Annotated in this window: 22 protein-coding genes; 6 read left to right on the top strand and 16 right to left on the bottom strand. The window is 49.2% G+C overall.

Annotation, left to right across the window (positions count from 1 at the left end):
• Nucleotides 1–807: 807 nt before the first annotated feature.
• The 5 genes from ACI7RC_RS05925 to ACI7RC_RS05905 all read left to right on the top strand — a co-directional run bounded on the left by ACI7RC_RS05925 (nt 808) and on the right by ACI7RC_RS05905 (nt 3,831).
• Nucleotides 808–1,503 (top strand): tyrosine-type recombinase/integrase, encoded by a 696-nt coding sequence (locus tag ACI7RC_RS05925; RefSeq protein WP_408107314.1) that lies wholly within the window; start codon nt 808–810, stop codon nt 1,501–1,503.
• A gap of 58 nt (nt 1,504–1,561) precedes the next feature.
• Complete coding sequence (locus tag ACI7RC_RS05920) at nt 1,562–1,849, top strand: hypothetical protein (RefSeq protein WP_408107313.1); 288 nt, start codon at nt 1,562–1,564, stop codon at nt 1,847–1,849.
• Between the two features lie 535 nt (nt 1,850–2,384).
• Entirely contained in the window at nt 2,385–2,765 is a 381-nt protein-coding gene (locus ACI7RC_RS05915; RefSeq protein WP_408107312.1) for a DUF6262 family protein, read from the top strand.
• Between the two features lie 189 nt (nt 2,766–2,954).
• Nucleotides 2,955–3,422, top strand: coding sequence for a helix-hairpin-helix domain-containing protein (locus tag ACI7RC_RS05910; RefSeq protein WP_408107311.1), 468 nt, complete (start codon nt 2,955–2,957; stop codon nt 3,420–3,422).
• Nucleotides 3,423–3,450: 28 nt separating this feature from the next.
• Nucleotides 3,451–3,831 carry a VOC family protein gene (locus ACI7RC_RS05905; RefSeq protein ID WP_408107310.1) on the top strand — a complete coding sequence of 127 codons (381 nt, stop codon included), beginning with the start codon at nt 3,451–3,453 and terminating at the stop codon, nt 3,829–3,831.
• An 874-nt stretch (nt 3,832–4,705) separates the two neighbouring features.
• On the opposite strand, the gene ACI7RC_RS05900 is transcribed toward ACI7RC_RS05905, so the two are convergent.
• The 3 genes from ACI7RC_RS05900 to ACI7RC_RS05890 form a co-directional block, all read right to left on the bottom strand.
• Entirely contained in the window at nt 4,706–4,960 is a 255-nt protein-coding gene (locus tag ACI7RC_RS05900; protein ID WP_408107309.1) for a hypothetical protein, read from the bottom strand.
• A 111-nt stretch (nt 4,961–5,071) separates the two neighbouring features.
• Complete coding sequence (locus ACI7RC_RS05895; RefSeq protein WP_408107308.1) at nt 5,072–5,485, bottom strand: SRPBCC family protein; 414 nt, start codon at nt 5,483–5,485, stop codon at nt 5,072–5,074.
• A gap of 14 nt (nt 5,486–5,499) precedes the next feature.
• On the bottom strand, nt 5,500–6,339 hold the full coding sequence (locus ACI7RC_RS05890) for a helix-turn-helix transcriptional regulator (protein WP_408107307.1): 840 nt from the start codon (nt 6,337–6,339) through the stop codon (nt 5,500–5,502).
• A gap of 126 nt (nt 6,340–6,465) precedes the next feature.
• Between ACI7RC_RS05890 and fabF the strand changes: the two genes are divergently transcribed.
• Nucleotides 6,466–7,698 carry a beta-ketoacyl-ACP synthase II gene (gene fabF / locus ACI7RC_RS05885; protein ID WP_408107306.1) on the top strand — a complete coding sequence of 411 codons (1,233 nt, stop codon included), beginning with the start codon at nt 6,466–6,468 and terminating at the stop codon, nt 7,696–7,698.
• A gap of 48 nt (nt 7,699–7,746) precedes the next feature.
• On the opposite strand, the gene ACI7RC_RS05880 is transcribed toward fabF, so the two are convergent.
• The 13 genes from ACI7RC_RS05880 to ACI7RC_RS05820 form a co-directional block, all read right to left on the bottom strand.
• Nucleotides 7,747–8,259, bottom strand: a complete 513-nt coding sequence (locus ACI7RC_RS05880; RefSeq protein ID WP_408107305.1) for a flagellar basal body-associated FliL family protein — start codon at nt 8,257–8,259, stop codon at nt 7,747–7,749.
• Nucleotides 8,260–8,334: 75 nt separating this feature from the next.
• On the bottom strand, nt 8,335–9,024 hold the full coding sequence (locus tag ACI7RC_RS05875; RefSeq protein ID WP_408107304.1) for a response regulator transcription factor: 690 nt from the start codon (nt 9,022–9,024) through the stop codon (nt 8,335–8,337).
• Complete coding sequence (locus tag ACI7RC_RS05870) at nt 9,002–10,522, bottom strand: sensor histidine kinase (RefSeq protein ID WP_408107303.1); 1,521 nt, start codon at nt 10,520–10,522, stop codon at nt 9,002–9,004. The genes ACI7RC_RS05875 and ACI7RC_RS05870 overlap by 23 nt, the downstream gene beginning before the upstream one ends.
• Nucleotides 10,523–10,541: 19 nt before the next feature.
• Nucleotides 10,542–11,285: an ABC transporter permease gene (locus ACI7RC_RS05865; RefSeq protein WP_408107302.1), complete on the bottom strand. Its 744-nt coding sequence runs from the start codon at nt 11,283–11,285 to the stop codon at nt 10,542–10,544.
• Nucleotides 11,278–12,015 carry an ABC transporter ATP-binding protein gene (locus ACI7RC_RS05860; protein ID WP_408107301.1) on the bottom strand — a complete coding sequence of 246 codons (738 nt, stop codon included), beginning with the start codon at nt 12,013–12,015 and terminating at the stop codon, nt 11,278–11,280. Before ACI7RC_RS05860 ends, ACI7RC_RS05865 begins: the two co-directional genes overlap by 8 nt.
• Nucleotides 12,016–12,087: 72 nt before the next feature.
• Nucleotides 12,088–12,996, bottom strand: coding sequence for a hypothetical protein (locus ACI7RC_RS05855; RefSeq protein WP_408107300.1), 909 nt, complete (start codon nt 12,994–12,996; stop codon nt 12,088–12,090).
• A gap of 188 nt (nt 12,997–13,184) precedes the next feature.
• Nucleotides 13,185–13,445 (bottom strand): YciI family protein, encoded by a 261-nt coding sequence (locus ACI7RC_RS05850; RefSeq protein WP_408107299.1) that lies wholly within the window; start codon nt 13,443–13,445, stop codon nt 13,185–13,187.
• 37 nt (nt 13,446–13,482) lie between these two features.
• Nucleotides 13,483–14,166, bottom strand: a complete 684-nt coding sequence (locus ACI7RC_RS05845) for a riboflavin kinase (RefSeq protein ID WP_408107298.1) — start codon at nt 14,164–14,166, stop codon at nt 13,483–13,485.
• Nucleotides 14,167–14,202: 36 nt separating this feature from the next.
• Nucleotides 14,203–14,739, bottom strand: coding sequence for an NADPH-dependent FMN reductase (locus tag ACI7RC_RS05840; protein ID WP_408107297.1), 537 nt, complete (start codon nt 14,737–14,739; stop codon nt 14,203–14,205).
• A 56-nt stretch (nt 14,740–14,795) separates the two neighbouring features.
• Nucleotides 14,796–15,899, bottom strand: coding sequence for an ABC transporter ATP-binding protein (locus ACI7RC_RS05835; protein ID WP_408107296.1), 1,104 nt, complete (start codon nt 15,897–15,899; stop codon nt 14,796–14,798).
• Nucleotides 15,900–15,915: 16 nt separating this feature from the next.
• Complete coding sequence (locus ACI7RC_RS05830; protein WP_408107295.1) at nt 15,916–16,800, bottom strand: ABC transporter permease; 885 nt, start codon at nt 16,798–16,800, stop codon at nt 15,916–15,918.
• A complete protein-coding gene (locus tag ACI7RC_RS05825) occupies nt 16,797–17,660 on the bottom strand; it encodes an ABC transporter permease (RefSeq protein ID WP_408107294.1) in 864 nt (287 codons plus the stop codon). The genes ACI7RC_RS05830 and ACI7RC_RS05825 overlap by 4 nt, the downstream gene beginning before the upstream one ends.
• 107 nt (nt 17,661–17,767) lie before the next feature.
• Nucleotides 17,768–18,865, bottom strand: coding sequence for an ABC transporter substrate-binding protein (locus ACI7RC_RS05820; protein WP_408107293.1), 1,098 nt, complete (start codon nt 18,863–18,865; stop codon nt 17,768–17,770).
• Nucleotides 18,866–18,891 lie beyond the last annotated feature (26 nt).

Raw genomic sequence — 18,891 nt, 5'->3', positions numbered from 1 at the left:
TCTTCTATACCATTCGGCCCCTGGACAAGGGGGCTGCTTGATTTTCAAAAAGAAAATTACTGCATAAAAAAACACCCTCAATCGAGAGTGCCTCTGGTATAATATGGGTTGTACAATTGAAACGGCTCCTCAAGGGTGGTCGGCTCATCCCCGATGAAAGGGGGTGGCGCCATGACAGTATTCGAAGCATTCACCTTTTATATAGACTAAAATAATGAGTAGTAGTTAACGTTTTCAACGTTATCTCTCTACTCATTATTTTATGGTTAAATACTTAATATATGGATTTGTTTTTTTATAGTCCTTAAAGTATTTTACGAAAGGGGGGAAAAGATTGAAGGTAATAGAGATTGAGCAACCAGATGGAAGGAAATACATGGTCCTGAATGGGCAGGGCGATCCAATTATTCCTGTAGTGAAATACCTCAAATACCTTTCGAATATAGGGAGAGCAGAGAATACATTAAAGTCATACGCCTATCATTTGAAGTTGTATTTTTGAGTTTTTAGAAGAAGAAAGGATTGATTATCAACAAATCCACCTTCAAACCTTATCTGCTTTTATAGGATGGTTACGTACGCCTTTTCAATCGTTGAACATTATTCCAATTGAAGCTAAGTCAAGCAATAGAAGTGAGAAAACAATAAATATAATATTGACTTGTGTATTAGGATTCTACGAATTTTTAGAACGAAGTGAGGGATTTATAGGTACTTCCGAAAGGAATATTATAAAAACAATTCCAGCTAAATATAGGGATTTTAAGCCTTTTCTTCATCACATCTCAATTAATTAAAACAAGTATTATGAAATTAAAGGAAACAAAACAACCCGAAAAAATTCTTCAGCATACTGAGATATCAGCCCTTTATCAAGCATGTGTCAATATACGGGACCAACTCATACTAAGGTTACTTTATGAAGGTGGACTAAGAATTGGAGAGGCAGTTAATCTTTGGCTTGAGGATATTAGCATAAATGACTGTTCCATTCGAGTAAGAAAATCGAAAACTAGAGCTGGTGAAGGCAGAAAAGTCTACGTTTCTAAAGAAACAATCAATCTTTTACAGGATTACATACTTGAATATCACATGAAGGACATTGATACTAATTTTTTATTTTACAATTTAGCAGGCATTAATAAAGGAAAGCCTTTTTCGACACAAGGTATGTATAGTTTGGTTAAGCGTTTAAGAAAAAAGACGGGTATATATTTTACCCCACATATGTTCAGACATACTTTTGCGAACGAACTTCATGAAAATGGCGTTGATATTATCATGATACAAAAGCTGCTGGGGCATGCACATGTTCAGACAACCATGCAAATTTACATGCATCCTTCTGATAAAGCCCTTCGGGAAAGCTATGAGCAAGCCCAAAAAAAAAAAATTGTCGGGGAGAGAAACATTACATGGATCAAAAGAATATTGAGGATCATCCTAAAGCCATGTTCTTTAGAAAGATTGATGAAGAACTGGTTGGTTATTGGGATCGGATAAATGGGATGTAAGATTATGCCCGGTGTTAAAAGGCATATGGAAACGGAATCAGGTCTATATGAAATTTGAAGTCATAAAACAACCGGTGCTGAGAAATGAAATAAAATATTACTTTTTCAAAAGGTTAACTGAGTATTCAATTTCTCCGGAGACTGCTTGGAGAGGTTATGTCATTAATAGTCTGGGCCTATTCTTTGAGCAGCAGTATCCTACATTAGTGTCTATAACGGATATTGATAAAGAAGTAATGTTGCGCAACTATAAAAAGCATTTAATTAAACGAGGAAAGCCTATTATTAAAAAAGGAAGAAGCATGAATTCCGATTTTGTAAGAGTGTTTTTATAGCTCTATGATTACTTTTTATCATTTTATGATGAACGTGATGAGGTTAGTAAGGATATATGGAGTTTTAAAAATTTAAACATACAATTTGACCAAGTTTCGTCAAATACGATTATTAATTTCACTTATATCCCTATTCAACATAGAGAACTTGCAAAAAAGTATATAAAAGAACGCGTGCTTCTTTATCAAAACATGGCAGGACGAACTGCAACTTCTTATACCAGAACATTTAGTCTATTCTTTTCGTTTATAAATGATGTTCATCCTGAATGGGCTAATCTTCGAAATTTATCAAGAGAAGACATCGAAGGATTTATTGCGAGGTTAAGGAAAACTCCTAGTGGCGGTCATAGTAATTCCAGACATTCTTATAATTCATTTTTATCACAAGATCGTATAAGTGACAAATAGAACTTATTTCGGGAAAATTAAAACGATATAAACAAATTATTGACGGATTAAAGAATGGTGAAGGGATTTACGGTATATCAAAGGAGAAGAGAGAAGATGCGCTTAACAAGGAAGGGATGAACCAATGAATAATAATCCTAATACTGAAGGAATTTCAAGGTATGCAAGAAAAAAATCTGAAGAAGCTTATCAGAAAGTTGAGCAGGTTATTAAGGATTTGATAAAAGGGCAAGAAATGATAAATTTCAATAATATCTCTAACAAATCTGGCGTTTCGAAGAGATTTTTATATAATCATCCTGAATTAAGGGATAGGATTGAACATCTACGAAATCAACAAACTGGGCTTAAATCAACCGAACAATTGAAAAGAAGAACCACTGACTCATCAAAAGATGTTATTATTGCTTCTTTGAAAAACAAGAATGAGCAATTAAAAAAGGAAAACGAAGAGCTAAAATCGCAGCTTCAAAAATATCTCAATAATATTTATGACAAAATCTAAATAGCGCTGTTTCATTATAATAAGGTGTTTATAAAACAAAAAGCGTGTGGAACTTTGAAATAAGGATTGATTATTTGGAATAGAGTCTGATGATTCACAAAAAAGTTTGATACAATTAAGTTAACGAGCAGGATTGCGACAGTTCCGCAAACGGGCCATTTAATTGAATAAATCTTTTGGTGAAAAGAGGTGTTATTTTTGAGTTCGGGTACTAAATTGCCTTTAACGGACTGCGAGAAATCTAAACTTAGAAAGGCTAAGGTAAAAATAAGTGAAATACATACTTTTAGTAAAGAGCAAATAGTTCAGATGTTAGATGTTTCTGTTGAAAGAGCCAAAATATTGAAAGGGTTAGCAGATTTTCAAAGTGTCCCTTCAATTGGTCCTAAATTAGCTGAGAGGCTTGTTTTTAAGTTGAACATTTTTTCGTTATCAGAAATCAAGGCGAAGGATGCTGGTGAACTTTTTGATGAATTAGAAAAAAAATCAGGTGTGTGGATTGACAGTTGTGTTGAAGACCAAATTCGTTGTGTAATCAACTTTTCTAACAATCTTGATAGTAGTAAACAGTGGTTTGATTTTACAGAAGATCGAAAGGCTTATCGTGACAAAGTTGGTTTTCCTAAAAATAGACCAATAAAGGCTTGGTATGAATAAAAGTAGACCACAAGAGGAGGTATTTTTAATGGAATTTACTCACATTCGGTTACTTGTAGACAATTACAAAGAATGTTTTCTGTTTTATAGCGATGTATTAGAATTTGAGGTCATTTGGGGAGATGAAAACTCTAATTATGCTGAATTCAAATTTAATGGTGCTACTTTAGGCGTTTTTGACCGTAAACAGATGGCTCAAGCTATTGGCGAAAAGTATTCTAAAGATATTGCAAAGGCTGATAGAACAGCTTTAATCTTTAAAGTAAAAAGCGTGGAGGAAACATATCAAAAATTAAAAAGTAAAGTGGAGTTTATTACTAAACCGACTAGTCAAAAGGATTGGGGAATCAAGGTAGCTCATTTTAGGGATCCTGCCGGTTCACTTATAGAAATTTATGAGAGTATATAAAATAAACCCTTACAAACAAATTTTTAATTGAATAAACATAAAGTCTATTTTATCCCAATCTGACTATACCGCAATCGGGCGCTTTAATGGAATAAAAGAAGGGCACATATTTATACATGACTCATATATGCTCTTCTTTATTTTTAAGGATTTTTATAATTTAGGTCTTGATAATTTACAAAGCTACACTCGGATCTATCAATACATGTAGTTATAGATTCGCTAGTTAATAATATAGAGGTCTTTTAAAAAAAGTCTTGATAAGATTTTAATGCTCACATTCGGGCTATTGATTGTAGCTATACTGTCCTTCCATAAAAAGAAGTAGATCACCCTTGAGCTTACCCAGCTAGTGATCTGCTTCCATGACCTTTTAAGAGCCGCCCCCCATGGGGAACGACTATTGTACAAGGCCGGAGCGTTGCTGCGCTCCGGTTTTTCTAGTATACGCTGTTTTCTGATGTCTTAACTATAGGGAAGACATTTATACTCATTGTAACATAATCGTAGCACATTTCAATTCCCTAAGAAGGCAATGTTCACTTGGCATCGCTTGTTCTGTCCCGCTCCCAGTTCCATACCTCTATATCCCCCAACTGGAAGTCGTGAAAATCATTCTCTTGTTGAAGCTTCTCCAATTCGGGCAGGTGACGACTGCACCGTACACCTTGAGCGGATTGTTTGCAGGTATTGGACTCTTAAGGCATCAATTTCCTTTTCGGTGTAGCTGCCGTTTTCCTGCATCCATACGATATCTTTCATCATTTGACCGACAGCTTCTTGTAGTCGTGCAGAGGTATTCAAATCAGAATTCCACTGCTTCCCTCCGGCTTCGAAAACGCCATCTGTGCTACATACCCGTCGCCGATTTGTTTCAATTGATTCCAGAGCCCATCGTTATGATCAGGCGTGCCGCGATCTGGTTTGCCAAGCAGGTCATGCGGAACCTCGTCGTGTACAAAATCTGTACAGAAATCATATAAGCAATGTACAGCAGGAAAAGCAGCAGGATACTTCCGACAACGCTTCGTCCTACTGCCGTCTCCCTCGACCTGCACATTCCCAGCAGATATTTGTAGAGGGGAAAATGATATTTGTGAAACAGTTCAGAGAACGTCTCTTTCTCCATTTCTTCCCCCTTCACTGGTTACAACGGATCAAGTCTGTATATGTTACATCAGGACGAAAAAACCACCCTATCTCCATAAAACAGAGATACCGGGTGGTTGTTGCCTCATGATTATATAACCCTCTTGCCCATCTCCTCCAGCACAGCCTCCCAACGTGCCTTCATCTCTTCCCGTACATGCTTGTCCACAAGATGTTCTTGATGAAAACTAATCGTTGTCTTCCCACCTGCTTTTGGGAGAATCCTTACCTGTACCGTTGACGCTCTCTGCCAATCTGGCTTCTGCCAGGTAAGGCGAAGCTGCTGCAGCGGTTTTACGATCCGGATTTCGCCGCTCTCGCCAGTTTTGGTTTCGTATCTTTGTCCTGGACGAAGGCTGATGTCAGTGGCTTCTCCGAGCCATAGCTGCAACCCCTGAGCCGAGGTGACCAGTTCCCAGGCCCTCTCCTGCGATACAGGCAGTGTCCTTCTTACGCCGACTTGAAACCCTACCGACTTCGTCTGGCCGACAACTCTCTGCTCCACACATCCAGCCTCCTCTAATCGTGCTTGCGCATCAACTGCCTCATTTTTTCTTCGGTATCCGAACCGGCAGAGGGCGTGTACACGCTTAAACGTAAATCGTTGTGTCCCTGAATCAGCAGCGACGTCAGGTCAAACAGCATTTTTCCCGCCTTGGCATGCCGAAACTCGATGAATACCTCCGGCGCCGAGCTGACATCGTTGTGATTCCAGAAATTTCGAAACTCGGGATTTGCTTTGCCCATCTTCACAATAAATTCATTATACCAGGGATCGCCCACATACTGCCCGTAATAGGAACGGAAAATCGCCAGAAAGCCGCGGACAAAATCGCTCCAGTTAACGGCCAGCGCTTTAAATTCCTTCCTGGTAAACAGGATCCAGATAATGTTTCGCTCATCCGTCGGCACCAGCGAAAAATCCATGAACACCCGTGCCGCCGCTTCATTCCAACCGACGATATTGCAGCGCCGGTCCGAGACCATCGTCGGAAAATGCCGGAACTCGCTGAGAATCAAATTGGTAGCGGCGCTCATCACCGGTGGGCTTTCCGCTGCAGCCGAGGACGCCGTTTGGCCGTGCGCAAGCATGAACAGGTATTTCCGCTCATCCTCATTCAACTGCAGTGTATGCGCGATCTGGTCCAAAACCTGCGGAGACACGCTGATATCCCGTCCCTGTTCAAGCCATGTGTACCAGGTTGTGCTGACGCCGGAGAGCTGGGCTACCTCTTCCCTGCGAAGCCCGGGCGTGCGCCTTCTCCCGCCTGCCGGCAGCCCCACTTCGTTCGGTTTCAATTTTGCCCGGTGTGTTTTTAAAAACTCGGACAGTGCCAAAAGACGTACATCGTTGTTCAATCCCGTTCACCTCAATCTTGGACACAGACCTATTCTGTTATTAATTATACTATGATAGACAACAACTTGTAATATGATAATCTCTGTGACATGATAATGTATATTTTGATCATGGAGGGGAAACAGATGTCACGTGTCGTAATAACTGGACTCGGAGTAATCACCCCGATCGGGAATGACGTGGATAGCTTCTGGGAAAACCTCGTTGCCGGAAAATCGGGAATTACTGCGATTGACACCTTCGATACCACTGACTATAAAACCAAATTTGCCGGGGTGGTCCGGGACTTTCAGCCGGAAGCTTACATCGACCGCCGCGAGGCCCGCAGGATGGACCGGTTTTGCCAATTTGCCGTCGCTGCGGCCAAGCAGGCCCTCGAAGATGCCGCCCTGCAGATAGATGAAAAAAATGCAGAGCGGGCAGGAGTCTACATCGGCTCCGGGATCGGCGGGATCCAAACATTATTGGAGAACTACCGTACTTTGCTCTCCCGCGGCCCCGGCCGTGTAAGTCCCACGATGGTTCCGGTCATGATCCCCAACATGGCGGCCGCCCAGGTAAGCATTCTGTTTGGCATTAAGGGACCGACATTGGCCCCTGTCACGGCCTGCGCTACCGGCAATAACGCGATTGGCGAGGCATTCAAGCTGATCCAGCGCGGCGGCGCTGATATCGTCGTCGCCGGAGGCACGGAAGCGACAGTGACGGACTTGGCAATCGCCGGGTTTGGCAACGCGACAGCACTCTCTACTCGCAATGACGAGCCGGAGCGCGCCAGCCGCCCGTTCGATGCCCAGCGCGACGGCTTCGTGGCGGCTGAAGGCGCCGGTGTGCTCGTTCTGGAATCGCTGGAACACGCACTGCAGCGGGGAGCCCGCATCTACGCGGAAGTCATCGGCTACGGTGCTTCCTCCGACGCCTACCACATGGTTGCGACCGATCCGGAAGGTCTGGGGGCATACCGGGCGATGAAAGCAGCCCTCGACGACGCCGGAATTTCACCGGAAGACGTCGATTACATCAACGCCCATGCGACCAGTACCCCGATCGGGGACCGCTCGGAGACCATGGCGATTAAAAAGCTGTTTGGCGATTACGCTTACCGGCTCCCGGTCAGCGCCAACAAATCGATGTTTGGCCATATGCTGGGGGCAGCAGGCGGAGTGGAGGCCGTAGCCCTGACCAAGACGCTGCAGGATGGCGTGATTCCGCCTACGATCAACCTGGAGCATCCCGACCCGGAGTGCGATCTCGACTACGTCCCCAACCGCGCCAGAGAAGCAGAGCTGCAAATTGGTCTGTCCAACTCTTTCGGGTTCGGCGGCCACAACGCGGTCATTGTACTGAAAAAATATTAATCAACGTCTATAAGCGCAAAAGGATGGGAAAGTAGTCCCATCCTTTTTCTATGTCATGTACGTATTGTGAACGATTTTTTGCTTCCGTTGTCCCCACGGTTTGAAGACCGACAGCAGGAAGATCGCGACCAGGGATGCCACTTGCAGCGCAATCCCGGCATAAAGCTGCTGGATGTTTGCGATAAAGACCGGGCTGTGCAAAGCAGCCATCCCTTCCGCCGCCGTCACCGAAAAGGCCCCCAGCGTCCAAAAGTACATGCCGACGATCCCGATGCCAATTGTAACGAGCGTCAATACCTCCTTGGCGATGATCCAATAAAACCGGAACAACCCCCAATGAGTCAACACGGACAGAAGGATCCCGGTAACCGTGGCCCCGATCGTAGAGGCCCTGACGCTCGTCGTGGCCAAAATATGCATAACGGTATAGCATGCCTTCAGCACCTGCTCATCATCCGTAACGGCTGCTCGAATGCTCATGACTACAAACAGGACGGCGCCGCCAAGCATGATCGAGGAAAAAAACAGATGCAAAAACAACAGGAATCTTCTCTGCTTCATCGTGACCCTATACAAAATCCATCTTCCTTTCCGCCCCGTTTCCGAAAAAATGCCCGGCGGCCATGTACGCTAAGACTACATGTTAAACCGGTAGCCTACGCCCCAGATGGTTTCGATGTATTGCGGCTTGGACGGATTCAGCTCGATTTTCTCGCGCAGCTTGCTGATATGGACGGTGACCGTAGCGATGTCGCCAAGCGAATCCAGGCCCCAAATCCGCTCGAAAAGCTCATCCTTCGTGAATACTCTGCCTGGATGCTTCACCAAAAAAAGCAGCAGGTCGTACTCCTTGGACGTGAACGTCACTTCGGTTTCATTGACGAATACTCGTCTGGCCGGCACATCAATGCGAATCCCCCTGATGCGAATCTCTTCTTTTTTCGTTTCTCCGCTGCCGACCAATCGTTCGTAACGGGCGAGATGCGCCTTGACCCGGGCCACCAGTTCACCCAGGCTGAACGGTTTGATCACGTAATCATCGGCGCCCAGTCCCAGCCCGCGAATTTTGTCTACATCTTCCTTCTTGGCGGACACCATCAGGATCGGTACGTTGCTCGCCTTGCGAACCTGGCGGCAAATTTCAAATCCGTCCGTCTGCGGAAGCATCAGGTCGAGGATGATCAGATCGTAACAGCCGTTTAATGCCATCTGCAGGCCGACGTCACCGCTGTGGGCGACATCCGTCTGAAAGCCGCTCGCTTCCAGGTAATCCTTCTCCACTTCCGCTATGACGTTATCGTCCTCAATGATCAGGATCCGTTTCATGTCCATTCCCCGCTTGACCAGTTTGTTTCGGCAGAGTAAAAGAAATCACTGTTCCTTTTCCTGCCGCGCTTTCCGCCCAGACTCTGCCGCCGTGTTCCTCGACGATTTGCTTTACGATCGCCAGGCCGAGCCCGCTGCCGCCCGTGCTCTTGTTTCGCGATTGTTCCGCCCGATAAAACCGGTCAAAAATGTACGGCAGCGCCGCGCTTTCGATACCCGGTCCGTTGTCCCGAATACTGACGATCACTTCCGTCTCCTTCGGGAACAATGCAATGTGAATTTCTTTTTCTTCTTTCTTCATGTATTTCATGCTGTTCTCGATGATGTTGCTGATGACCCGATCAAGCTTCTCGCGGTCGGCGATGACGTATACCGGTCGATTGCCACCGTACTCAAACGAGATTGCAACGCCCTGCTTTTGCGGATCGTGGCGCAGCTCCCAGGCGCAGTCGCGAAGATAAGCCGTAATGTCCAGCCGCTCAAAGTGAAACGGCAGGCTCTTTAAGTCGAGCTTGGAAAATAAGAACAGCTCATCGATTTGGCGGTCCATCTCCTCCGCCTTTTTCGCAATCATCTCGATGTATTTCTCCCGCTTTTCCGGCGTATTAGCTACACCGTCGCTCATGCCCTCGACACATCCTTTGATTGCGGTAATCGGCGTTTTCAGGTCGTGCGAGATGTTCGACAACAGCTCTTTGCGATTTTCCTCATACTGCAATTGCAGGCGAATCGAGTCCCGCAGCCGGCACCTCATCTCTTCAAAGGCCTGACTCAGCTCGCCGATCTCATCTGTTCGCTTCAGCTTCACCTCGTGATCGAGATTGCCGTCCTTGATCTGCTCTGCCGCGCGTTTCAGCACGAACAGGGGCTTAATGATGCTGCGGGAAACCAAGAACGTCATCAGTCCATTGGTCAGCCCCAGCACGATCAGCAATGAGAGGATCACCAAGGGGAAGAACCTGCGAAAAAACTGGGCCATCTCACTTGTGTCCCACAACATGTACAGCGTACCGGGAGTATGGTCCGGAAAAGTGAATTCCTGCTTCTCGACGGCAAAAAACCGGCCGTTGCCCGTCAGGTGCGAACCGAAGCGGCCGGGGCCCGTCTCTACATGGCGCAGTTTGCCGAGCAAGTCGGCGGTGTCGTCCAATAACGGGGATACGTACAAGATCCCGTCCTGCCTCACAACAATCATCCCTGCCTTCATACTCATCAGCTGGTCGTCTATGCCGCTTAAAAAGTCGCGATCTGTCAGCCGGCCAGGATCGTACTGCGCGACGAATTTGAATCCGTATAACAGATCGTCCCGCTTGGCAAACGTATCCCGAATCAAAGCGGGAGTCCACTTCCTCCCCTCTTCGCCCGGGGAAACCCCGGCTGCACCCTGGATGTCCTGGAAAAAAACAGCGATCAAGAGCAAAACGGACATTCCGAACAACACCAATGGAATCAAAATCATGCCGATGTAGGAAAGCAGCAATTTCGTCCTGATGGACATAGACCTATCTCCCGTTTCGTTAGATTTGCTTTTTCTCGAACAGGTACCAGCCTGCCGTATAGGTAATTATACAACTTGACAGCAGGAATACGAAGGCATTGAACAGCCTGCCAAACGATGCAGCGTTCCCGATCCACAGCATGTGCCAATCCGTGTAAGAGAAGATAGACCACGCCGCCATTTGCGGGAAAATAAAAGGCAGCAGCTTTGCCGCGATATAAAGGAACACACATAGAGCAAACGCGCCGACGCCGCTGCGGAACCACTGCGCGACGAATACCGCCGCCATTCCGACCGCTGTCATGGAGACAAAGGCAGCCGGATAAGCCGTCAAGCTGTCCGCCAATCCGCGCCAAGTAATCCCGCCGACAAAAACGAGGCCTGCCAGTAAGGAAACCAGCCAGACGATAGCGAGCAGGGCAGCCGTAAATACCGTGATCGCGATCACTTTCGATGCGAATATTTTAGATCTGGCAATCGGCTGCACCAGGACGTTCTTCAGCGTACGCGCGGCCACTTCACCGGCGAATGAATCGGCTGCTGTCATAAACAAGAACAGCGGCAAAAACACGGTTGAAAATAATCCGAGCATCAGCAGCGTAAAATCCCGGCCGAAGAAAATCCCCGTATTGCTGTGAAAGCTGTCAAGCAGTACGGCCGACAACACCGGCGCCAGCACGGTCAGCAGCAGTGCCAGCTTCGTCCTTTTTTGGCGAAATAGTTTATGCGTCTCGTTCAGCACGTTTGCGTATAAGCTATGCATGAGCACCCGTCTCCTTGGCGGTTTGAATGGCCGACATGTAAGCCTGCTCCAGCGTCGGCTGTCCGTCCAATACCTTTGGGACCTCTCCCTGTCGGATCAGTTTACCTTCGTACAGGATGCCGATCCGAGTGCAGATCTGTTCCATTTCATGGATCATGTGGCTGGAGATGAGAAATGTCGTGCCCTGTTCCCGGGATAGGCGAAGGATTAGATTTCGCACGTCGACCATCCCCTCTATGTCCAGGCCGTTGGTCGGTTCATCTAAAATGACCAGCTCCGGTTCGATCAACAGGGCCCTGGCCAGCGCCAGCCTCTGCTTCATGCCGAGTGAATACCTGCCCACCTTCTCATGCCGGTACGGACGTAACCCTACCCATTCCAGCGCTTCCTCGATCCTGGTTTTTGGCAGCTCCGGGTAAAATCGGGCCGCCAGCTTTAGATTGTCGCAGGCACTCAGATATTCGTAGGCTTCTGCTGTTTCGATGATGCAGCCTACGCGTTTCATCGCTTTTTCGAAATGCTCGTCGATCCTGCAGCCAAACAGTGTGACACTTCCTTCATCCGCAGCGCACAGTCCTGTGATAATCTTCAGTACGGTCGTCTTTCCCGCCCCGTTCGGACCGAATAAACCAAAAATCTCCCCTCTGCGGACGTCGAAGCTGACCTGCTTAACGCCCCGGCCGTTTTTATACTGTTTCGTCAGCTCTCGCACTTGCAGTACGGCTTCCATCTCACCGCTCCCTCCCCTGTGATATGGCCGGGCGGACAGCAGCATCTCCGAATACTATCCGCCCGTGATAGGTTAGTGCCAGCTGCGATGCCTCATCGAGTCGACCGGAACGGTTTCGACTTCCTTGCCGCTTAAGTCGACATGGTCTGGAACAGTCCGGTTCAGATCGGTCAAGTCGACGGCCAGGTTAACGGCGACTTCATGTTTTTTCCCGGCTTCATCTTTACCGACGATCACAATCTTCGCCGTCTCATGCTCGATGTAATTGTCTCGATTGATGGCGGCGTCGAGGTCAATCTCCTGCACGCTGATCTCATCTGTCAGCTTCGGAAGGTTCGGCTTTAAATCGATGGACGGAGCTGGGTTTTGACCGTGCTCGCCGTCCCACTGGCCGTTGCCGTGTTCCATGCTGGACGCTTTTTTGATGATGAAGGAGCCTAATGCGTTGACAGCAACCGGCACTTGTTCACCGCTCAGATGAAGGGAGACGAGTTTGCCGCCGTTCGCGCCGTCTTCCAAGGTGACTTGGTCCCGCAGATGTCCGACCAAGGCGTCGATTACGTTTTCCGCATCGCCTGTCAGCGCCGGTTTTCCGCTATGGTTTTGCCATTTTCCCCCTGCCGGCTCCATCACCCGGTACACGTCGCTGTCTGATGGTTTGACAATCGTCTTGTCTTCCTGCCGGTAGACATGTACAGCCTTCGTGCCGCCAGCGCTGCTGTCCGCCTGGATGGCTGCACTCGCGTCATGCCGGTTAAAATCCGCCTTGACGTTGGATTGGACCTGCAGCAATTCCGCGTCGTTGTCAGTGACGGTGACATGCAGATTGCCGGTGATGCTGGATACGGCCAGGTTGTTTTTCAAGGCGGCTTTGTAGACGTCATACCCCGAGCTTCCCGCAGCCGCGGTAAAGCCGCTGGCCAGCAGCATGACGGCCCCGACCCCGATGCCAGTCCCCATCGCCAACCACTTCTTTTTCATCGTGAATCCCTCCGTTACACGTTATGGATTGAATCGGAAAGCCTTCACCTGCCGGAAAGCTTTCTGTTATTCATCGTAGCCCGCAGCCCTAAACTGCCTCTAAACCAATTCTAAAAAAAGTCTAAAATGACACGTCTGCTAAAAATAGCAAAAGCTCCTTATCCCTTCTGAGACAAGGAGCTTTCCTATTAAAAAATCGCCTGCCACTCACGCAGCTCAAGCCGCCGGGATCCTTCCCGCACATGCGGATCGCTTTTTGCCAACTGCTGCGCTTCTTCCCAACTGTCGGCAATATACACTACCAAACCGCCCGAACCGTCGGCAAACGGTCCTCTTCCCCATACTTTCCCCGCTCGCTGCAGCTGCTCCAGATACTCGATGTGCCGGGAGCGGACCTCCTGATTTTTTACCGGGTCAAGCATGTGCAGGACGGCCGCATAGTACGCCATCTTCCTCCCTCCTCCAGCGAATGCTTTATCCCATGGTCTACCATTCTCCTAGATGGGACTGGCAAAACTCCTGTAAATTGGCTGTCAACCCGCCATTCCCAAATTTGATCTGCGACGTCCTTTTTACGCCCTTCTGGAATGTCAGGTATTCGAGAAATGAGAGGACGGCCTTCCTCCGCTTCATGATATGCGTCAACCCTCTGGCGTAAAGCGATGTCTCAATCGTGTTGTAGACGCCCCGGTTGATGCCGTAGACATCTTCACACAGTTTGCCAAAGGCAAAATCCGTCAAATGCACTTCGACCTCTGCCGAGTTCAGCAGTTCAAAGCGCTTCTGTACGTTTTGCACATCTTTTGCGATTTGCCGCGTCAACTGGTCTACGCGGGGAAATTTCATCTCATCGCGCACAAAGAAGCAAACATCCACTTCCAGCCTGGCACCGTAAATCGATTGGTCAAAGTTCAACAAGTGTACTTCATAGTGCACAACGGGCTGCAGCTCTGTGAAGGTGGGACGGATGCCGGCGTTCATGACCCCTTCGTATTGATTGCCTTGATACCGGGCCGTGACTCCGTACACCCCCAGCCGAAACTCGCCCTCGATCGCTTCCACCTGGAGATTGGCTGTGGGAAATCCCAGTTTCCTGGCAACCTGTCGTCCCCTGGTGACGGTTCCCTTGATCGTGCCAAGTATATTGCGACGGATCTCCACGGTTTTCATGCACAACCCTCCATACCCAGCATCCAGATCTTTCGACTAGCCCTGCTTCAATCCTTTTTGCATCATCACCAATTCGCGGGCCAGTCCCCGAATCCGCTCCAGTACATCCTCATCGACAATCTGATTGTTCTGGAAGTGATCGTTGTGGGCGTACACGGATCCCGGTGCGACGAAGGCGCGGAAGTATCCCGCAATCGGCTTCAGTTGGTTTTCAATCACCAGGTAGTGCTGATAGGTGCCTCCTGTCGCGATGAATCCCATCACCTTGTGGCGGAATGCGGAGACCGGCACCAAGTCGAACAAGTTTTTCAGCGCTCCACTGAGCGATCCCTGGAAGACCGGGGTGCCGATCAGGTAAAAATCAGCCGAGGATACAATGTCAATGACCCGCTTTGTATCTCCCTCGTACTTGGACGGGTCGCGGCCGTCGCAAAACTGCACGTCGTACTGCTTTAGGTCCAGGTACTCCACCTCTGCCTCAGGGAAGTTGGCCCTTACCTCTTCCAATACTTTTTGTACCACAATCCCCGTTTTGGAACCGGCGATTGTACCGGAAATTCCCAACAACTTCATCTGTTTTCACCTCGATTTGTTTGATGCTGTTCCTTCGGCCGTTGCAGGTTGTCCAGCTAGGAGGCCAAAACAATTGCGTTTTCCGGATCCCAGGTGACGTATACCTGGTCGCCAACGGACAGCATCCGCTCTCCGACCATGTGGATCTGCTTTTTTACCGTAATGGTTTGGTTGGCCGGCGATGTCAGCTTGTACTTGTAATTGTCGCCGAGGAAAACGGTCTCTATGACTTTTGCCTCCACGAAGTTGGGGGAGGTCAGCTTGTCTCTGTTCGTCTCAATATCTACCTTTTCCGGCCGGACCATCAGGACTACCTCGTCACCTTTTGTACAGTCTCGTTTCGCCGATGCGAGCAAAGTCTGGCCGCTCGCATCCGTGACCACTGTCTGCTGGTCGGACCGATCCGCCACCCTGCCCGGAAACAAGTTGGAATCGCCGAGGAATTCCGCGACGAAACGAGTGCGGGGATGATCGTACAGATCGAGCGGCGTGCCCAATTGTTCGATCCGTCCTTTGTTGAAGATGGCGATCCGATCGCTCATCTTCAGCGCCTCCTCCTGATCGTGGGTGACGTAAATGATCGTCAATCCCAGTTGGCTGTGCAGGCGCCGTATCTCCAGCTGCATCGTTTCCCGCAGCTTCTTGTCCAGTGCGGCAAGCGGCTCGTCCATCAACAGGATATTGGGCTGAAACACCAGTGCCCGCGCCAGAGCCACCCGCTGCTGTTGACCGCCGGACAACTCCTGCGGCCTGCGCTGTCCGAACCCGTCCAGCTCGATCAGCTTCAGCATGTCGCTGACCCTGCGCTGGATTTCGCTTTTCTCCAGCTTGCGCATCTTCAGGGGAAATGCGATGTTGTCGGCGATGGACATGTGCGGAAACAGCGAATACTGTTGGAACACCATCCCGATATTCCGCTGATGGGGCGGTTTGTCGAGAATGGTTTGCCCGGATTGCAAGATATCGCCTGACGTCGGCTCCAAAAATCCGGCAATCGCCAGCAATGTCGTCGATTTGCCCGACCCGCTGGAACCCAGCAGCGTCATGAATTCCCCTCGGTTTATCTTCAGTGAAACGTCGTCCACTGCCAGGAAGTCTTTATACTCCTTGCGAAGATTTGCGATATGCAAGTAATTTTCTTCCGTTTGTTGTCTTGTCATCATGCGCTTCTCCTTTCTACTCCCGTTTGCCGGAAGGACTGCCGAACACGTCTGCGGAGCCCTTGGACGTTGTGACTACCAGCATGATGGTAGAGAGTGCGATCATAATGGTAGAGAGTGCGGCGATTACAGGTGACAGATCCAGCCGCAGGGTCGTCCAGATCTTGACGGGGAGCGTTATCGTTTGCGGGTCTGTCACGAACATCGACGTTATCACTTCATCCCATGAGATCGCAAACGCGAATACGGCACCCGAAGTCACCCCGGGCCGAATGAGCGGCAGCACCACATAGCGAAACGTCTGCCACGGCCCCGCACCGCAGCTGGCCGCCGCGTATTCCACAGCCGGACTCATCGCCCGAAATGCATTGGAGACATTGATCACGACGTAGGGCAGGGCCAGGACGGTATGAGTAATGATCAGTCCAATCAGCGTTCCGTTCATTCCAAGCTTGAGAAACAAGCTGTATACCGCAATCGCATAGATGATGTAGGGCATGATCATCGGCATCAGCAATAGACCGTTTAAAAAGTCCCTTCCCGGAAATTTTCCTCTCACCAATGCGTAACTGACGGGAACGCCGATCAGCTGTGAAAGGACGACGACGGAAATGCCAACCTTCACACTGTTCATAATCGGTCCCCACCAGTCCGGAGAGTTGAACAGTTCCCCATACCATTTGAGCGTCCACGACGGAGGCGGGAACTGAAGCCACGGCGAGGAGCCGAAGGACAGCAAGGGAATGATGACGATCGGCAGCAGCAGAAACAGCACGATGAGACCGACAGCGAAGTAGAGCAAGATGCGGCCCGCTTTTACCCGACTCACGGAGCGGCGAGTCCGGGGACGCTCATTGGCATTTGCTTGGATCGTGGTCAACGCGATTTCTCCCTTTTTCATGAAGCTCTCCTCTCCAAACTGGTGATTTTTAGATAGAAGACAAAGAAAATCATCGTCGCTGTGACCAGTACCACGGCCGCGGTTGCGCCCATGCCCCAGTTCAGGAGAGATTGGATTTGCTCTGCAATGAACTGACCGATCATGGTATCCTTGGAACCGCCAAGCAGTGCCGGTGTAATGTAATAACCGATCGTCATGACAAAGACCATGATCGAGCCGGCTCCTACTCCGGGAAGCGTCAGCGGCATGAAAATCCGCGTGAACACGACAGCCGGCGGCGCTCCCAAATTCGCTCCCGCTCGCATCAAGCCCTGATCAATGCTGGTCATCGTCGCATAGATCGGCAAAATCATAAACGGCAGCATGGTGTATACCATTCCGATAATGACGCCCGTAAAATTGTGAATCAATTGCAGCGGCTCGTGGATAATGCCGAGATACAGGAGGGAACGATTGATGATGCCTTCGCTCTGCAGCAGAACCATCCAGGCGTAGGTTCGCACCAGCAAACTGGTCCAAAACGGTATTAACACGGCGATAAGGATGAACTTTTTCATTTTCGGCCCTACCGTCGTCATCGCGTAGGCGACCAGATAACCCAGCACCAGCGTGATGACTGTGACGGTAACGGCAATTTTAAACGTGTTGGCCAGTGCGCCGAGGTACGCCGATTCACGAAAGAATGCGGCGTAATTCTGCAGACCCCACTTCGGGTCGCTAAAACTTCGCAACAGGATGGTGACAATCGGATAGATAAAGAATAAGGCAAGCAATCCGACAGCCGGAATGATGAGCAGCACCTTGTTTGAACGCGTTGCTCCCAGGCGAATCCGCTTCCTGCTTACTGTTTGCATACTCATTGCAGTCCTCCTCAGGTCTTAGGTACCGAGACACTTTCTGCTGAGGGCGGCCTGGCGCTGCCATCCGTATGACGAGCGCCGCCGACGATGTTCCCACGATGGTTTGTTCACTTCAACAGCCAGGCGTTCCACTGTTGGATCACTTTGTCTTTGTTTTCCGCCCAGTAAGCCACGTCCAGGAGCACTTGCGTCTCTTTGTGCTGAGAGGGCAGGTACGGGAAGAGCTTGCTGTCGATCAGACCCATCGATTTCACGTTAATCGGTTCGTAGGATGTTTCATTGGCAAATCCCGCCTGTGCTTCGACACTAACTGCTTGGGCGATAAACTTCATGGCTGCTTCCTTGTTTTTGGCTCCTTTGGGAACAACCAGGTAATCACCAGTCCGAATGTTTTGCGTCCAATCGATCTCGACAGGTGCCCCGTCGTTTATCAGCGAATACATCCGACCGTTCCATACATAACCCATGCTTGCCTCGCCATTGGCCATCAGCTGTTGGGACTGCGCCCCCGTTTGCCACCACTTGATGGACGGCTTCAGCTCATCCAGCTTGCGGAACGCTCGGTCGAGATCGAGCGGATACAGCTTGGACGGTTCAACGCCGTCTGCGAGCAGCGCCATTTCAAGCACGCCGACGGTCGGCCACTTGTAGACCGTACGATCGCCGGGGAATGCTGTCTGATCGAAGAAATCCTTCCACCCCTGCGGCTTTTCCTTGATTTTGTTGGTATTGTAGGCGTTTACAAACGAGTAGGCAAAGCTCCCTACGCCGTAATCAAACACGAAGTCGGGGTCGAGGTCGCCTTTGTTAATCACCGAGAAATCGAGCGGTTCCAACAGGCCGTCCTTGGCTGCCTGATACGCGAAGTCGCCTTCCACGTCTACGACGTCCCATTTGACATCGCCGCTTTCAACCATCGCCTTGAATTTGCCGTAATCCGTCGGACCGTCCTGCACGACCTTGATTCCCGTCTTTTCTTCAAAAGGCTTGCCCCAGTACTTCATTTGGGCATCCTGGGTCGTCCCGCCCCAACTGACAAAGGTAACCGATCCCCCGCCGCTTTGTGCGGACGTCTTTCCACCCTCTGCAGAGGAACTGCCGGTACTGCCGGTACTGCCGGAATTTCCGCATCCCGCGATCAAAGCCATCGCCAATGAAACGGCCCCTAACTTGGCCAAGAAGCCGATTTTTTTGTTTTTTTCCATAAGAATCCCCCCTGTTTCTGATTAGT

The sequence above is a fragment of the Brevibacillus sp. B_LB10_24 genome (assembly GCF_046036945.1).
Taxonomy (GTDB): domain Bacteria; phylum Bacillota; class Bacilli; order Brevibacillales; family Brevibacillaceae; genus Brevibacillus_C.
Note: the sequence above shows the minus strand (reverse complement) of the source record. Positions and strands in the feature narration are given on the sequence as shown.

Excerpts from the sequence above, each read along its gene's own strand:
- ACI7RC_RS05920 (WP_408107313.1), top strand. The coding sequence starts at position 1,562 with ATGAAATTTGAAGTCATAAAACAACCGGTGCTGAGAAATGAAATAAAA.
- ACI7RC_RS05850 (WP_408107299.1), bottom strand. The coding sequence starts at position 13,445 with ATGGCGTACTATGCGGCCGTCCTGCACATGCTTGACCCGGTAAAAAAT.
- ACI7RC_RS05900 (WP_408107309.1), bottom strand. The coding sequence starts at position 4,960 with ATGGAGAAAGAGACGTTCTCTGAACTGTTTCACAAATATCATTTTCCC.
- ACI7RC_RS05870 (WP_408107303.1), bottom strand. The coding sequence starts at position 10,522 with ATGTCCATCAGGACGAAATTGCTGCTTTCCTACATCGGCATGATTTTG.
- ACI7RC_RS05855 (WP_408107300.1), bottom strand. The coding sequence starts at position 12,996 with ATGAAAAAGAAGTGGTTGGCGATGGGGACTGGCATCGGGGTCGGGGCC.
- ACI7RC_RS05875 (WP_408107304.1), bottom strand. The coding sequence starts at position 9,024 with ATGAAACGGATCCTGATCATTGAGGACGATAACGTCATAGCGGAAGTG.
- ACI7RC_RS05830 (WP_408107295.1), bottom strand. The coding sequence starts at position 16,800 with ATGAAAAAGGGAGAAATCGCGTTGACCACGATCCAAGCAAATGCCAAT.
- ACI7RC_RS05860 (WP_408107301.1), bottom strand. The coding sequence starts at position 12,015 with ATGGAAGCCGTACTGCAAGTGCGAGAGCTGACGAAACAGTATAAAAAC.
- ACI7RC_RS05835 (WP_408107296.1), bottom strand. The coding sequence starts at position 15,899 with ATGACAAGACAACAAACGGAAGAAAATTACTTGCATATCGCAAATCTT.
- ACI7RC_RS05825 (WP_408107294.1), bottom strand. The coding sequence starts at position 17,660 with ATGAGTATGCAAACAGTAAGCAGGAAGCGGATTCGCCTGGGAGCAACG.
- ACI7RC_RS05925 (WP_408107314.1), top strand. The coding sequence starts at position 808 with ATGAAATTAAAGGAAACAAAACAACCCGAAAAAATTCTTCAGCATACT.
- ACI7RC_RS05820 (WP_408107293.1), bottom strand. The coding sequence starts at position 18,865 with ATGGAAAAAAACAAAAAAATCGGCTTCTTGGCCAAGTTAGGGGCCGTT.
- ACI7RC_RS05905 (WP_408107310.1), top strand. The coding sequence starts at position 3,451 with ATGGAATTTACTCACATTCGGTTACTTGTAGACAATTACAAAGAATGT.
- ACI7RC_RS05845 (WP_408107298.1), bottom strand. The coding sequence starts at position 14,166 with ATGAAAACCGTGGAGATCCGTCGCAATATACTTGGCACGATCAAGGGA.
- ACI7RC_RS05915 (WP_408107312.1), top strand. The coding sequence starts at position 2,385 with ATGAATAATAATCCTAATACTGAAGGAATTTCAAGGTATGCAAGAAAA.
- fabF (WP_408107306.1), top strand. The coding sequence starts at position 6,466 with ATGTCACGTGTCGTAATAACTGGACTCGGAGTAATCACCCCGATCGGG.
- ACI7RC_RS05840 (WP_408107297.1), bottom strand. The coding sequence starts at position 14,739 with ATGAAGTTGTTGGGAATTTCCGGTACAATCGCCGGTTCCAAAACGGGG.
- ACI7RC_RS05880 (WP_408107305.1), bottom strand. The coding sequence starts at position 8,259 with ATGAAGCAGAGAAGATTCCTGTTGTTTTTGCATCTGTTTTTTTCCTCG.
- ACI7RC_RS05865 (WP_408107302.1), bottom strand. The coding sequence starts at position 11,285 with ATGCATAGCTTATACGCAAACGTGCTGAACGAGACGCATAAACTATTT.